This window comes from Pelotomaculum isophthalicicum JI (assembly GCF_029478095.1).
GTDB lineage: Bacteria > Bacillota > Desulfotomaculia > Desulfotomaculales > Pelotomaculaceae > Pelotomaculum_D > Pelotomaculum_D isophthalicicum.
Genome location: NZ_JAKOAV010000036.1, coordinates 22,051 through 36,379, shown reverse-complemented (window position 1 = coordinate 36,379; position 14,329 = coordinate 22,051). Strand labels below are relative to the sequence as shown.

General features: G+C 48.2%; 8 protein-coding genes and 1 pseudogene. 1 reads left to right on the top strand and 8 read right to left on the bottom strand.

Annotated features, from left to right (window positions below):
- Nucleotides 1-359 precede the first annotated feature (359 nt).
- From L7E55_RS14985 to L7E55_RS14955, 7 genes and pseudogenes are all read right to left on the bottom strand, one after another.
- Nucleotides 360-1,076, bottom strand: a pseudogene (locus L7E55_RS14985) (reverse transcriptase domain-containing protein); the annotation flags it as partial.
- 592 nt (nucleotides 1,077-1,668) lie between these two features.
- Nucleotides 1,669-3,642, bottom strand: a complete 1,974-nt coding sequence (locus L7E55_RS14980; RefSeq protein ID WP_277445122.1) for a YcdB/YcdC domain-containing protein — start codon at nucleotides 3,640-3,642, stop codon at nucleotides 1,669-1,671.
- Between the two features lie 268 nt (nucleotides 3,643-3,910).
- Nucleotides 3,911-4,102 (bottom strand): hypothetical protein, encoded by a 192-nt coding sequence (locus L7E55_RS14975; protein ID WP_277445121.1) that lies wholly within the window; start codon nucleotides 4,100-4,102, stop codon nucleotides 3,911-3,913.
- 39 nt (nucleotides 4,103-4,141) lie between these two features.
- A complete protein-coding gene (locus tag L7E55_RS14970) occupies nucleotides 4,142-4,468 on the bottom strand; it encodes a hypothetical protein (RefSeq protein WP_277445120.1) in 327 nt (108 codons plus the stop codon).
- Between the two features lie 116 nt (nucleotides 4,469-4,584).
- Complete coding sequence (locus L7E55_RS14965) at nucleotides 4,585-6,222, bottom strand: CapA family protein (RefSeq protein ID WP_277445119.1); 1,638 nt, start codon at nucleotides 6,220-6,222, stop codon at nucleotides 4,585-4,587.
- A 14-nt stretch (nucleotides 6,223-6,236) separates the two neighbouring features.
- Nucleotides 6,237-8,411, bottom strand: coding sequence for a DUF3160 domain-containing protein (locus tag L7E55_RS14960; RefSeq protein WP_338091233.1), 2,175 nt, complete (start codon nucleotides 8,409-8,411; stop codon nucleotides 6,237-6,239).
- Between the two features lie 91 nt (nucleotides 8,412-8,502).
- Nucleotides 8,503-8,775 (bottom strand): helix-hairpin-helix domain-containing protein, encoded by a 273-nt coding sequence (locus L7E55_RS14955; protein ID WP_277445118.1) that lies wholly within the window; start codon nucleotides 8,773-8,775, stop codon nucleotides 8,503-8,505.
- Nucleotides 8,776-9,072: 297 nt separating this feature from the next.
- On the opposite strand from L7E55_RS14955, the gene L7E55_RS14950 reads away from it, so the two are divergent.
- Nucleotides 9,073-10,320: an IS110 family RNA-guided transposase gene (locus tag L7E55_RS14950; protein ID WP_277445117.1), complete on the top strand. Its 1,248-nt coding sequence runs from the start codon at nucleotides 9,073-9,075 to the stop codon at nucleotides 10,318-10,320.
- A 384-nt stretch (nucleotides 10,321-10,704) separates the two neighbouring features.
- On the opposite strand, the gene L7E55_RS14945 is transcribed toward L7E55_RS14950, so the two are convergent.
- Nucleotides 10,705-14,136, bottom strand: a complete 3,432-nt coding sequence (locus L7E55_RS14945) for an S-layer homology domain-containing protein (RefSeq protein ID WP_277445116.1) — start codon at nucleotides 14,134-14,136, stop codon at nucleotides 10,705-10,707.
- Nucleotides 14,137-14,329 lie beyond the last annotated feature (193 nt).

Genomic DNA, 14,329 nt, shown 5'->3' with positions numbered 1-14,329 from the left:
GGCAGCTTAAGGTGGCTTGGACTCTCTACCTGCATAGCGATTCCGAGGGGCCTACCCTCATCTTCTGTGCAGCATAGCTGCATCTTTGCAGCCACTCAGGCTGCATAAATGCGCCTTCGTGGCGCACAATCATCGGCGTAACGGATATACTGCAGTTTCTGAAATGATTTGTCAAAGACAGGAAATGGCTTCAATTTAAGTGTTTTCTTTCGGAGTTCCTTGATGTGCCGGGCAGCCGACTCACGTTCTTTCCTGTCCATAGCACTCCATTTTTTGGCATACTTGCGTTTTGCAAGGTATACGGCGTTCACTGCACTGTGGTATTCAGGCGTTGTCCTGCGCCGACCTTCGCTGACATCAAACTCAGATTTGTACTCCTCCATATATTTGTCAAGCTCATTGAGGTATATATTTGCCAAAATCGGACTGATACCCGAGCCCTGAGGTGTTCCGCTGTAGGTCGTTTTGTACTCCCATTGCTCCATGTACCCAGCTTTAAGAAACTTCCACATGAGAGCAATGAAGTATTCGTCCTTGATACGGCGGCGGAGTATGTTTATGAGTACGTGATGGTCGAAGCTGTCAAAACAGGATTTGATGTCGCCTTCAACAAACCAGTTCGTTGCGGTGAACGTGTTCTGCAAATGCGCTAATGCCGTGTGGCAGCTGCGGTTGGGTCTGAATCCATGGGACTGCTTGGAAAATGTGGGTTCATAGATGCTTTCAAATATCATACGTACGATTTCCTGCACGAGCTTATCGTCCGTTGAGGGTATCCCGAGCGGACGCTTCTTGGTACTGTTTTTCTTTTCGATGTATTCTCTGCGTGCAGGGTTGGGCTGGTACTCATGGCTTTTGATTGCAGCGATTATTCTGTCAATCCTGCCCATGCTCATGTTGTCCAGTGTCTTACCGTCTACGCCCGGTGTCATGCTTCCTTGCGATTGTGCAATGTTTTTGTAGGCGGTCAGGTAAAATTCCGGATTGTACAGGTTTCGATACAATCGCTCGAATCTGTACTCCGGGTCGTGAGATTTTTCTGTCAGGCTTTTTAATACATTTACCGGGTTTCTCATAGTGCCTCACGCACCTTTCCTTATAAAGTATTAAAGGTAAACTGCCCCCCTTCGCCATGTAGACGGCTCTCCCGTCCTCAGACTACTATGAGGGCTCTGCTTCCTTGCCGGATATTCAGGGTCTATCACCCATAGCCACAATCTTTGTGGCGTTCCGGTTTAGGTTAGTCCCCATTTAGACCATTAGAACAAAGCATATTGTGTTGTCGGATAAGACTTTCGTCATTTTCCGTTCTCTTACGGCTGGTTCATCATGAGTATCAAGCACTGCGGTACGACATGGCTGTACCGCTGCCATGATGCCGGCGTTGCAACTCCGTTTCGCCGGGGACTACAATATATCCAACCTCTGACTATCATTTAAGCAATCCAGCTTTTATCCTCATACACAATGTTTCATCTCGGCATTACTAAGTCGCAGCGTTGGAGCTACGCTGACTTATGCCTTTACCAACATGCTACACTCCCCGTCCGGTTTCCCTTCAGGATAAGTTGGCAGATGATAGGTTGCAGGATTTTCCTGCGTTGATACCTTAACCTACCGCTTGCTTAAGGCGGATTTCCTAATGGCCCGCGGCACTGTTACAGTGCCTTATGGGCGCATCATGTCATAATAACCCTGGTACCACGGTTCCCGGCCGTCGACAGCTGCCGCGGGTGACTGGCCGGAGCTTTTCACCAGCATGGCGATTAATTCAGCCTGGGTCACAGGGTCGTCAGGCCGGAACCTGCCGTCACCCCCCGCGACTATGCCGGCGCCGGCCAGCAGTTCCACCGCCTCACGGGCCGGATGGCCCTCTAGGTCGCTGAAGCTTTCTTTTTCCCCGGATGAAGCAACTATCTTTCCCTCTTCATCAAGATTCCGGCCGGTGAAAGCATCCAGCATGGCAAAGTTGAGGTTTGGCTGGTAATAAACCAGATGCACTGTGCTCGCCTGGCGCGGCTTCCAGACCTTTTCTGGCGCCCACAGCCGCAGATAGCCCAACGTCAGCGGGGCTTCCCGAAGGTATTTGTCCGCTGCCGCTTCACAGCTGATGACACCCGCGGGAGCGGGAAATTCCACGTCCCACCAGGTCATCCGGTACGAATTTATTTCGCCCGTAGCGCTGTTCACCTCCAGGTAGAACCCGTTTTGCGGAAACTTCACTCCATTGGTTACCCGTGTATAGTTAATAACATATGCGCGTGGCTGTGGCTCCTCCAGCGGGTTAATCACCGGCCCCGATATGGGCTGTAATGAACTAAATACCACTTGCGCCCACTTGCCCGGCTGTTTTTTCTTGATATAATCTTCCGCTACGCGGCGGGCTTCTTCCTCACTTAACTTTACCACCGGCGATTTAGAATCCTCATAACTGCTATAATAGTGACTAAATGCCACCAGGTCTCCGTTGACGGCGTTGATGGAGACTTCTATGCTGCCATTATCTGAACTATCCCCGGCCTGCCAACTAAAATTCCAGGTCTTGTTTTCCTTAAACTGGTAGTCCTGTTCCAGCCTGCTGTTGGTTAAAACATATTTCATGGGAATTGTCACGGCGGATTTCGCTATCTTCAGGGCTTCATCCTTCGAAATCAGGTTTTTCAGCTTATCAACCTGGTTTTCCTCAGCCGGGTTCAGCTTAATCTCTTGCCGTTGCACAGAGTTGTTAACCTTATCTTTACCGCCAGCAGGAATGCTATATAGCTTGTCGTAATTATAATAGTTTGTTTCGTTACTCATGAGTTTGCCGGTTAAAGCGTCAATAATAACCTGCCGTTGGGATTCCGGCAGTTTGTAGACCAGTCTTACGGGGACTTCCACGCCGTATGGCATGCTAGGGCGAAAGTAATACAATTCAGGAGCTGATTCAGAGCGGAATATTTGTTCAGCCTGCTCCCGGGTGATCCTGCCGGCCGCCGGCGGAAAATCACGCGTGTCTCCCCAGTTCAAATCAAACCGGATTACTTCGCCGGTATCCCCGTTTACCGCCACACTAATACCGTTATCAGGATAGATTACACCATCAACATACCTGGCATAGTAAAAATTGTATTCCATTTGCCCGCGCTCTTTAACGGACAACAGCGGGACATAGTCATGGCCCGGCTGCAGGCTGGTTTCCCCAAAACGCTCAGGCTGCAATTTTCGGGCAGAGGCGGCGGCTACGGCTTCCGCCTGTTCCCTGGTATACCCGGGCAGTCCCCGGTACCCCGCTCCGGGCGCCTGCGGCAGCCATTTATTCATACTCCAGATTTCCCCCGTGCCGGCGTTGACTCTTACGTTCATCTCGCCGCCTTGCGCGCTAATCCGGTACCATCGCAGCTCCCAAAAAGAATTCTGATCCGACTGGCTGAAACCGCTTGAGAACTGGTCCAGTTCCCCAGGAACCTCAAACGCCTCCCTGGCTATTTGGATGGCTTGCTCCAGGCTTATTGCATACTGCCCCCCGCCTCCCGCAGATTCTTGATTACTCGCGGCACTATTTTTTTCAACCTCAGCCCCGGCCACCCCCTGATATAAAAAGAAGCTGCCAAGGACAAAACCTGCTATAACAATACAGGCCGACCAGTTCCGCAAGTTCATATTTTTCCCTCCCTTTGCTCGCATCAAATCGCTCCACAGAAATGACGCGCCAAGTTAATTATGTTGCTTATAATATGGTTGGTTTTTCAACTACTTAATTAGACGAAACAAGTGTGCCACAGGTTCAAACCTCTGATAATGTTACAGCGGTAACTTCAGATTTACCTCACCGATAGCCGAAAAAAATCCCGATTAGGGATTTTAAAAATTTTTTATCTCCTTTAATAAATCACGTATTAATCATTAGTAGTTCTTTTCATGGAAAACCCTAGCTCATTTTGTCTTCGATTATTTTTCTTATTTCTTTTAATTCTCTTTCCATCTTATTAATTTTATTAATAGTACTCTTTTTTAAAGACCAGGCTTTAAATATTAATACTGGAATACCAATAATAATCAAAATCAATATAATCATGTCAATAATTTGAGCGACAAGAGTAGCGTTAGGTTCCAATTCCATAATATAACCGACCTCTTTTTATGGAGTTTTTTAAAAAGCTTACATCTTGGAGCTCTCGGGGAGCACGACGAATCCATTTTTTACAAGGAATTCCTTCTCAGTTTTGGATAGCTGAATAAAATCTTTGCTAATGATCTCACCAAGATCTGGTACAAGCGATACAGATTCCGCTTCAGGCTTGACGTTAACCGGAAACTCACCATATTTCGCTGTCTTTTCATCCGCAATAGCCAATTGCCGCTCAGTTGTATCCACATCTTTTCCCTCTTGCCTGGCGGCTTGTCCACAGCCACAGACAATAGCTATGGTTGGCAGCAGCACCAGCAAACAAAAAGAAATTATCCATTGTAACTTTTTATTTTTCAACCCAACCTATCCCTCCTGCACAATTTTCTTCCCTGGGAGTGAATAAAACCCTTTTATGATATATTCGGCGGATTTGTAAAAAAGAATAGCCCTGAAGGTGATATTTACTTTATTTATCACGAATCTTGGGGTTCCCCGTAAGAGATCCTACTGACCCCCCAACCGTTCCATCTCCAAATACTTACTTCTCTTTCCCCGGGGTTGGTATAATTGCCTTCCGTGACAATCAGCTCATTATCTCCGTCGCCGTCTAAATCTTCCAGGATCGTTTCATAATTCGGACGATCCAAATTGGACGATTGCCATACGGGCTTAAAGGAACTGCCGGCCAGCTTAAAGATAAAAAGATGATTTTTCACACTATTGTCATTTTGGGAAATCCAAAAAGGCTTGTGCGCGCCAAAACTTCCCGACTTCCAGACCAGCAGGTTTAACTCGGAAATACCGTCATTATTGGAATCGCCTAAGAAGAAGTCATCGACCCACCAGTTATCAGGCGATTGCCAGATTGTTAACGAATCGCTTATGACCTTCAATTCGCCGTCCTGTAAATAATAATCTTCATTTATACCGTCTTGATTCAAATCAAAAGATTGCTTTTTTACCAACCTGGAATCCGGTATTGGTCCTTGGGGATAAAAAACATATCTTATGCCTTCCCTGAAAACACGGTTTTCCTGATCCCAGACGGGGACGGCTGTTTTCTCCAACTTTAATTTCAGGGTATCCAGCACAAGTTTGGCCTCATCACCGTCCAACACCTGCGGCTGGTATTGATCATTGATGAAAACCGGTATAAATTCAAATTTCTCCACGCCTTTGCTGGTGATGTACATTTTGGCCAGCAAGCCCTCGCGTGTAGCCGGGGACCACTTTTGATCAAAGATGAAATTACCCAGGCTGTAAAAGATATATTTCCCTTTGTATTTTTCCACCTTCTGGACCACGTGGGGGTGATGACCCAATACAAGATCCGCTCCGGCGTCTATTGCCAGATGCGCATATTGAATTTGAGTCTGGTCCGGTTCAGGCTCATATTCCGTCCCGGCATGGATGGACGCCACCACAAAATCCGCTTTCTCCCTGGCGTCTTGCAAGGCTGCCCTAACCTTTTCCCGGTCAAGAAAGGCGACACCGGGATGCTCAACTCCCGCCAGGTAAGACTCAGGTACCAGTCCGGGATCGGTAAAAGCAAGAAAAGCCAGTTTCATCCCCTTCACTTCAATAAACTGCGCGGCATACGCCTCGTTTTCCGTTTTTCCGGCCCCGGTATGACCGACGCCTGCGCGATCCAGGCACTGCAGAGTATCCTGCAAACCCTGAGTCCCAAAATCCGGCAAGTGGTTGTTGGCCAGGGATAGGATGGAGAAACCGGCGTCTTTCAAAGCAACTTCCACACCGGGATCGGCGCGCAAAATCATCTCCGGCGCAGCGATTTCCCTACCCGGCGTAATTGGGTTTTCCAGGTTGCCGAAAACAATATCGCAGTTCTTTAAATATTTTTCAATCTTTAAAAAAGGATGCCGGAGATCCCCATGCCGCCCGCTTTCCCTGGCCACGCCCCGGGAAAGCATAATATCCCCGGCGGCGATCAGGCAAACAGGGTCTTGCTTGGCAGGAAGCTTCAGCTTTTTCTCTTTAAAAACTATGAAACCTGCTTCCGGTGAACAACTCCCCAAAGTACCCGGCCATAAATCTCCAACTAAAAAAATAAACCATAGGCAGCCAATCGCTGCAAACAGGGTAAATATCAATAATTTTCGCGTCTTCATTCGGCGATGAAGGTTCTGGTCCATTCCGGCAAAAGGGGAGCTTGACCGCTTTCCAGCATTTTATGCCACCTGGTGTCGGTCAGCCGGTCGTTTAGCGGCCAGGGGAACTCGTAATAGGAATACACGCCGCCCACGGCAATCCTTAGTTTACCGTCCACGGGGACAACAGCGTAGATGTCGAATACGCGGCCTGTCGCTTCTTCCAGCACCTGGCCGTTGGGGCTGGTGGCCACGTCCCCCACCAGGGCGGCGGGCCGGTCACTGGCGGCGGAACGGTGTCCGACCCCCTCGTCCCGCAGGGCGTCTATCCAGAAATGCTCCAGTTGGCCTCCGTAAGAGCGGATTAATTCATATTCCTCATCGGTCAGAGGGGTATTGGACAATTCTTTCTCAGCAATAGTTTTTAAAGATAAAATCAGTACCTCCATCCGTTCCAGGCTTTCCTTATCCCGCTCGTTCAAGAGCTCGCGCGCCTGCAGGCCGTCCCTGGTCATTTTCACCAGCGAGGCCAGGCGGGCATACACATCGGGGTTGGGCTCGACATATCCGCGGTCGTCGACCTGTTCCCCGCCGTCCCCGCACTCAGCGTAAACCTGCTTGGCGTATAGAATGGTGTCATGTTTTAATTCCGTCCAACTGCCCAGGTAGGTATTAAGCTCCTTTCTGGCCCAGGCTGAATTGCGCATAAACGAGGGGTACCCTTCCGGTTTTTCCTGAATTAAAGGCATTAGAGCGTAAAGCCAGTTCCAGTAGAGGTTCTGGGTCCAGGTCTTTTCGCTTACACCGTTGATATACGTTTTCATTTTATCCATGTTTTCCGGGTAGTTCCGGTAATCCGTCTCCCCCATGGATTGCAAAATGGCATAGGCTTCCGCTGAACCCATGGCGGCGGGAATGTCCATTCCCCTAGGCAGCATTCTCTTATCACCCCGGCTGTTTTCCCCGACTTCCCGGTAAACCAGCCGCTGGAAAACAGAAGCGTCAATGGTAAACCGCTGCCCCATGAACCGGAAACCCTTTATTTCTTTTTCCCGTTCATCCTGGGAGGTTCCCGCGTTAACCGGTATGGAGTTTATTGACGGCGGCTCCAGCTTCCCGGCGGCTTCCAGGAACGCGTTCCACTTGTCCGGACTGGTAACCACTGTTTGCAGGTCGGCGTTTATCCCGTAGGTTTTATCGATTGTTTCCCTAAACTGGGAATAGGAGATGTCGTCGCTTTTACCAACGAAAAAGTTGGTTGTCGCATATATGTTGTCCCACATCCGCCTGTTATCCCCTTTGTCCAGAGCCAGCGTGATCAATAAGGCGGACTTGGTTTCATCTTCGTTCTTTAAGCGAAAGTTCAACCTGCCGCACCACATCATGGATTTAAAATACGCTTTGAGCAAATCCGTCTTGTCATAATGACCCCTTGGCACGTATTGCGAGTAATCCTCCTGGAAGGCGCCGGCAGGATCATCGTTTCCACCCATGTTCATCAGCGGCGAAACAACTATACCCTGGTGGTTTTGAATTAAAGTCAACTCTTTTTCCACTTCATTTTTCACCATAGGCGGGGTGGACGCGTCAGGGTCCATAAGCTTGCAGGCCACGGCGAAAAAGCCGATATTCCGCCTGGCGGCGTTCTCCCATACTGTGCCCTGGAGATCTTTATACTGCTTTTGAGCCTGGTATAACATTGCCTTATTTAATTCCTTCAACTCCATGGCAAGTTTCTCCGTTTCCACAACCCGCAACAGGTGGTCAAAAAACAAATGGTAGTTGTGCAGCACGGAGTCGGTGGTTACAAACAACGGAACCGGTTTATAGCGATTCTTTTCGTATAGTGAAAAAAATTCTTTTTCATATTTATTGGGTACCACCACGAAGCCATTTTCAATTAAAAGGTTTTTTGCCGCCGGGGATAGTTTAAACATGTCCTTGTTCGTGATATTGCCCAGATCGGGTTCCACGGAATATGATTCGACGGCGGGTTTTATCTGAACAGGGTACTCTTCATAACGGTTAAAGGTTGTGTCTATACTTGCCGCCTCCAGGCTTTTAGTGCCGGAGCAGCCGCTGCTTGTCGCGACAATCAGCAAAAGCACAAGGATAAACCCGATCAAATACTCTCTCCCCGATTTACCATAGCCCATGACTCGGCAATATCCCAGGCGGTTTCCTCTTTTCACGGTTTCATCTCCTCGTTTTCGTTAGGCGGTTACCCTAACATTATAGTCCTAATATCTTATATTTAGGTTGAGACTCTTTAGACATGAAAAATTAATCCTTCCAGTTCCACCATTTTAATAACTCAGGATTGTGTCTTTCATTGGACGCGTAATAAACGGCACAGCGGAACACATAAAGCATGCACCGGTCAACTTTCATACCCTTTTGAACGCAGTGCTGCAGATACAATTCATCCGGATCGCGATCTTTTAAATCTTCTATTGAATGGAATCCCAAATCATATAAATTCTGGGCGACAGTCTTGCCGACACCTGGAATCATGCGGAGTTGCCTCAGTACTGTTTGTTTAGCTGAAGTTGACATATTTATAACCATTCCTTTCGCTGCGCTCAGGCACAAAACGCTATGAAAATGGTTGCCTGTGCGTTATTCTTTAATTGGTCGTACAAGTACACTACAGAGCACGCGGAGGTGAGTGCGTCACCCTAGTCTTCTTTAGGGGAGACCGCATATTTATATGTGCCGCTCTGCCCGGTCAAGCACAAATAAGTGTGTCATAGACCACGTAGATTTATCTTTGTATAAACAACTCCTTTGTTTGTAGAGGGCGAGCAGTCAATGCTTGTGTGACCACTATACTACTGAAGAGAGGGAGTGTTTATGCTTAAAATTGTCTACCCCATCTGTTGCGGCATCGACGTTCACAAGACCTTCGTCGTTGCTACCATCGCGACCACTAATCGTGAAAACATCACAACCTACCAAACGAAACGCTTTTCCACCTTTACCAAGGATTTGAGAGCTTTAGCGCTGTGGCTCTCGAACAATGAGTGTGTGCATGTCTGCATGGAGTCCACTGGCAAGTACTGGATTCCTGTCTACAACATCCTGGAACCTTCCTGCCGGATCACCCTGGCACATCCGAAGTATGTCAAGGCGATCCGTGGCAAGAAGACTGACAAAAAGGATTCCGTTTGGATCGCAGACCTCCACAAACATGGACTGGTTCCAGGTAGTTTCATTCCCCCAGCTGATATTCGTGAAATTCGCGATTTGCTGCGCTATCGTTCCAAACTGGTTTCCTTTGCGTCCAGTGAAAAGAACCGGGTGCAAAACTCCCTGACGGTTTCCAATATCATGCTTTCCAATGTGGTGTCCGACACCTTTGGCAAAAGTGCTTCGGCTATTCTTTCGCATTTGTTGAAACATCCTGATGATCAGGACTTTGATTTTCGGCCGCTTTTACACGGCTCAATGCTTAAGAAGCAAGACGATATTGCCTTAGCCGTTGACGGCACCATTAGCGAAGTTCAGGCTGGTAAAATCTCCATGTGCTTGAGCCATATGGATGTTATTAAAAGCTATATCGCTCAGATAGAAGCAACTACCATCCGCTTGACTGCCTCTTACTCCAGCGCTATAAAGATTATCCAATCCGTTCCTGGTATTAGCCTGTTTTCAGCACTTGCCATTTTATCTGAAATTGGCGCCGATATGTCCGCTTTTTACTCAGCTAAACATCTTTGTTCCTGGGCTGGACTTGCCCCCTCCAACGATCAGAGTGCCGGTAAGAAGAAATCGGTTCGCATCAGTCGGGCTGGCGTTTACATCAAGCCCTTACTCGTTCAGTGCGCAAATGCAGCTATTAAGGATAAAGACTTCCCTCACTACCGCATCCGCTATGAAGCAATTAAGCACCGTCGCGGCCACAAGAGGGCTATTATTGCCATTGCTCGCATAATGTTGACAGCAATTTACCACATGCTTTCAAATGGTGAACTGTTCAATCCGGCACTCTACGAGAAGGCACAGTGCAAACCCGGCTTTGTAGCTTCGTCAGAACAACATGCAGTTAAATTATTACAGCGTTTAGGTTATTCGGTTGTCAAAATTGCTGAGTCTGCTTAGACTCTAATTCTTATTAATTCTTTTATTTTGACCTGACTTACAGGTCTGTTTAAGTGCGCCTTTTTTTAGGGATTTCTATTGTTTTTTACTTCCTTATCCATTTTCAGATTTTACCTCAAATTCAAATTAGAGTACATATTTCTTATGAATAATTTTCCAATACCGTATAAATTCCCATTCCTGTAGTTATCCTTTAACAATAACAATAAATAAATAATATTCAAGAGACTTTTTTGTCATAATATGTCGTTAGTCGTTGCTCTACCATGCTATAAAAAAATCCCCCCGATGAGGACAAAATGTCGTGACTTCGAGGGGATCTTGCGCGAAGGTTCAGAGTTCAGGGAAAAAGGCAGTAACTGAACCTTTCTGAAAGAAACGCGGTTAACTGCCGCCTTTTACTAAGTTTACCTTGTAGACCTTTAAGATAGTGTTGCTAAAGCGACGTTGTTTGTAATCAAAGTCATAATTTGAGGTAGCCGCGTAACTTGTGTTTCCAGTGTATACAGCTTTCACCTTGTAAGCTGTTTTTAGGCTGGTATCCAGACCTAACTGTGTCATTAAATCTGACGTCACTTTCATCACAGCGTAGCCATTCGCGTCTGTGACAGCTGATCCAAGGTTCCCCAGGAACGTGTTTCCGTCACTGGCGTAAACGTAATAACTCACTGTTGCGCCGGCAAGACCGCCTGACCTTGTAGATGCATAATAGCCTCCTGACGAATTTATTGAAAAACTTGTGTAATAAGCTAATCTAGCCTTCAGCGTATTGTCGGGAACCAGATTGTCCTCATTATACAGGTAAAGGCTTGTCCCGCCCCAAATGACATCGTAGTAACCATGGCCAGTACTGTTTAAGTTATTACTTTTAAATTCAGGAGACATGCAGCCTGCTACTGATCCTGCCGCTGATAGTCTGACATGGTATTTTGCTGGTTCAATTGGCAGGGGTACTATAAATTTCCCGTCAGCGCCGGAAGTAACGACACCTGAACTGACAGGAGCGCTATTGTATTCGTAACTACCGCTATTACTGATTACATAACTAATTCCTTCACCCGCTACCGGCTCGGAACCGGCTGCCGTCATAGCCTTCCAGACAAAATTCAACGCTCCCCCGGACTGGTTCGCGCTTGAGGAAAACACCGGCACCGTGTCCGTTTGCTCCACATATGTGTAGCCGAGGTAGAGATCCCGTATGGATAGAGCCTGATCATAGATCTGACTTCCACCCACTTTTCCGTCATAACTATAAAACACGCGATACAGGTGGGGATTTTTATTAGCGATTTGACCTACATCAAGATTGTAGCTCACCTGTCCCGAGCTTGAAACAGATGTGATAGGCGTAGTTTGTGAACTGGAACCGCAAATATTATTGGAAGTATCGTAGGATATATTATAGAAGACTTCCATTGATACAGTCCCCCCGGTCAGAGGCTGCCAGGCACCGTTGCTATAGAATTCCAGAATCGCGTCGGCGCTGACTTCGTCGCCGTGTCCCTGGCTATCCGTCCCCACGCTGGCGTACAATGCTGACGGCTCATTGAAACGCAGTCGTGTATTGCCGGTTACCTGGAGTTCCGCATGTGTCATCCAGTCACTATAATAGGAATTATTGTATGTGCTAACCGTCACATTATACTTACCCTTAGGCAGCGCAGGAAGTACCCCGGTGGCGCGACCGGTACTGTCGGTAGTCAGTACGAACGAAGCCAATGGAGGGCCGTAACTGGAGTAATAATTATAAATACCCACATAAACCATTGCATTTGCCGCAGGTGTAGTGGTCCCATAATTTGTACAGTTTACCGTAACGGATACAGTATCTACTCCATATACCGCCATATTTGTTGAAAGCTGCATTCCTATATCAAAGGAGTATTGTGACATCGGCATGTCTGTTATATAAAGAGACGCGGTGTTCATATTGTACTGGTTTGTCCCGTCACCGGTGAACTCAGCTCCGATAGTATAACTATAAGCATTAATCTTATTGCCATAGTTTGAAACGGTCCAAACGGCACAACCGGTGCTGTCGGTCACCGCGGTACCGTAGACGACATCAGCAATGCTCGGGATACCAGAAGTATCCGGAACATAAGAATCGCCCTCTTGAATACCAAAGTTTATTGTCTTCCCGGAGAGAGGTTGAGCGTTTTCGTCAAGCAGTTTCGCCTTTACAGTAAACGGATCATTATAAGTAGCCGTTACCATGTTGCTACCGCTGCTACTATCGCTGCTACCACCACTTTCGCTACTGTTGCTACTACTGCTGTTGCTTGAACTCCCATTTCCACTATTATTTGTTTGATCGGAAGATGTCACACCGCTCGTAGCCTGGTTCAACGCCCCGGTAACATTACTAACAACGTTAGACGATTCCTGTGCTCCCTGTACCGCGGGGGTCGGCGCAGGTGGCAAATTGTTCTGGATTTCCTGGGCACGTTGGGTCACCCAGTCCTTCACATCGGCAAAAGCCTGCCTTTCAGCCTGGCTCAAAGCTACCGGTGCAGTGGGTGTTCCGCTGGACGAGGTGATGGTACTGGATTGGCCGCCGGTGATTGATACACTCCGGCCGCCTGCGGTAAATATAGCATTACCGATAATTAAGGCTGTGCTGTTCAGACCGTTGGGGATAACCCCGTTGTGCCAGAAGGTTCCCCGGATTGCCGCCACACCCCAGGGCATGTCGACTTCCACTCTCGTCCTCTGCGTATAAGGCTCGTTCCACCAGGCCGCCTCGCTTTCGGCACTCTCTCCCTCGGCCAGCAAGATGCCGGGCGGTAAATCGAGCGAGGCGAGAAGCACGGCGTTATCCCCGTTAAGGGAAGCAGTTTTATTATTATCATAACGGCTGGCTAACGCGCCGAAGATATTGCCTTTTTTCAGGCTGACCGTGAGCTTGTCCACAGCCACGCCGGCGGCGCCGTCTTTCTTCATGTAGTTGAAGCCTTTCGCCGTCGTAATGGTGAATTCGGTGTCGGGCATGATCAAAAAGCCGCTGCCGTCGTCAAAAGCAATCTCAGCCTTGCTGTTGGCGCTGGTGGCAATTACATCTCCCGCGCCCACCTTCACACTGTTTTCAACCTTCGTACCGTTTACTTTTACTGTACCGCTCTTGACCGTTAGTTTACCAGTCAGGTCGTTTGGCCGTAAAACCGGGCTTAAGGTAAATAAAGCAGAGAGGCTTTTAGCCATTTCGCCCCGCTGAAAAATAACATCCGGTTTGAACGACTTGTCGGCGGACAGTTCCACCAGCCCGGCCTGCACCGCTGTCGCCACCTGCTGGTAGGCCCAGTGCCCGGCTGGCACGTCGGCGATTTCCACGGTTTTGTCAGTAAGGGCGCCGCCGGACAACCTCATTAGTAGTGCTATGGCTTCAGCCCTGGTGATGCTGCCATCGGGATTAAACGTTCCGTCCGGGTAACCTTTGAACAGGCCGTTTTGAGCGGCGGCCTCGATCACACCGTAGGCCCAGTGTCCGCCAGGCACGTCGCTGAAGGTCTGCGCTCCTCCACTTGCCGGCGTCAGCCCTTTGGCCAGCGCCATCATTTTGGCAGCCTCGGCGCGGGTGATGGAATCCGCGGGACGGAAGGAGCCGTCAGGAAAACCCGAAATGATGTTCTTCCCGGCCAGATAACGGACATCCGGATACAAGGGATCGCTCACAGACAGATCGGTAAAAGCGGGACTGCCTGTTGGTAACACCGCGTCTGACGCGGACGAACCGGCGGCAGCCGGGTCTGTCGCGGCCAGCGCCGGTAGGGCGCAACTCAGGAACATTGCCAGGCAAAGGCAGAACAACAGGGCCATCCTGAACCTGTTTGTTGATTGAATATACGTTTTCTCACACCTCCCTAAAATATTGTAGAGTCCCTGAATGTTATTAATTACCACCTCCTATTAAGAATAATAAACAATTAAATAAATGTGCAAAAAATTCCTTCTTTTAAATATCTATTTTTAAAAAATTTTGTATATTTGTCGAAGCATATTATAATCACGC

Bases quoted from the DNA above. Each gene is read 5' to 3' on its own strand.
- L7E55_RS14975 (WP_277445121.1), bottom strand. From the start codon at position 4,102: ATGGAATTGGAACCTAACGCTACTCTTGTCGCTCAAATTATTGACATG.
- L7E55_RS14955 (WP_277445118.1), bottom strand. From the start codon at position 8,775: ATGTCAACTTCAGCTAAACAAACAGTACTGAGGCAACTCCGCATGATT.
- L7E55_RS14980 (WP_277445122.1), bottom strand. From the start codon at position 3,642: ATGAACTTGCGGAACTGGTCGGCCTGTATTGTTATAGCAGGTTTTGTC.
- L7E55_RS14945 (WP_277445116.1), bottom strand. From the start codon at position 14,136: ATGGCCCTGTTGTTCTGCCTTTGCCTGGCAATGTTCCTGAGTTGCGCC.
- L7E55_RS14950 (WP_277445117.1), top strand. From the start codon at position 9,073: ATGCTTAAAATTGTCTACCCCATCTGTTGCGGCATCGACGTTCACAAG.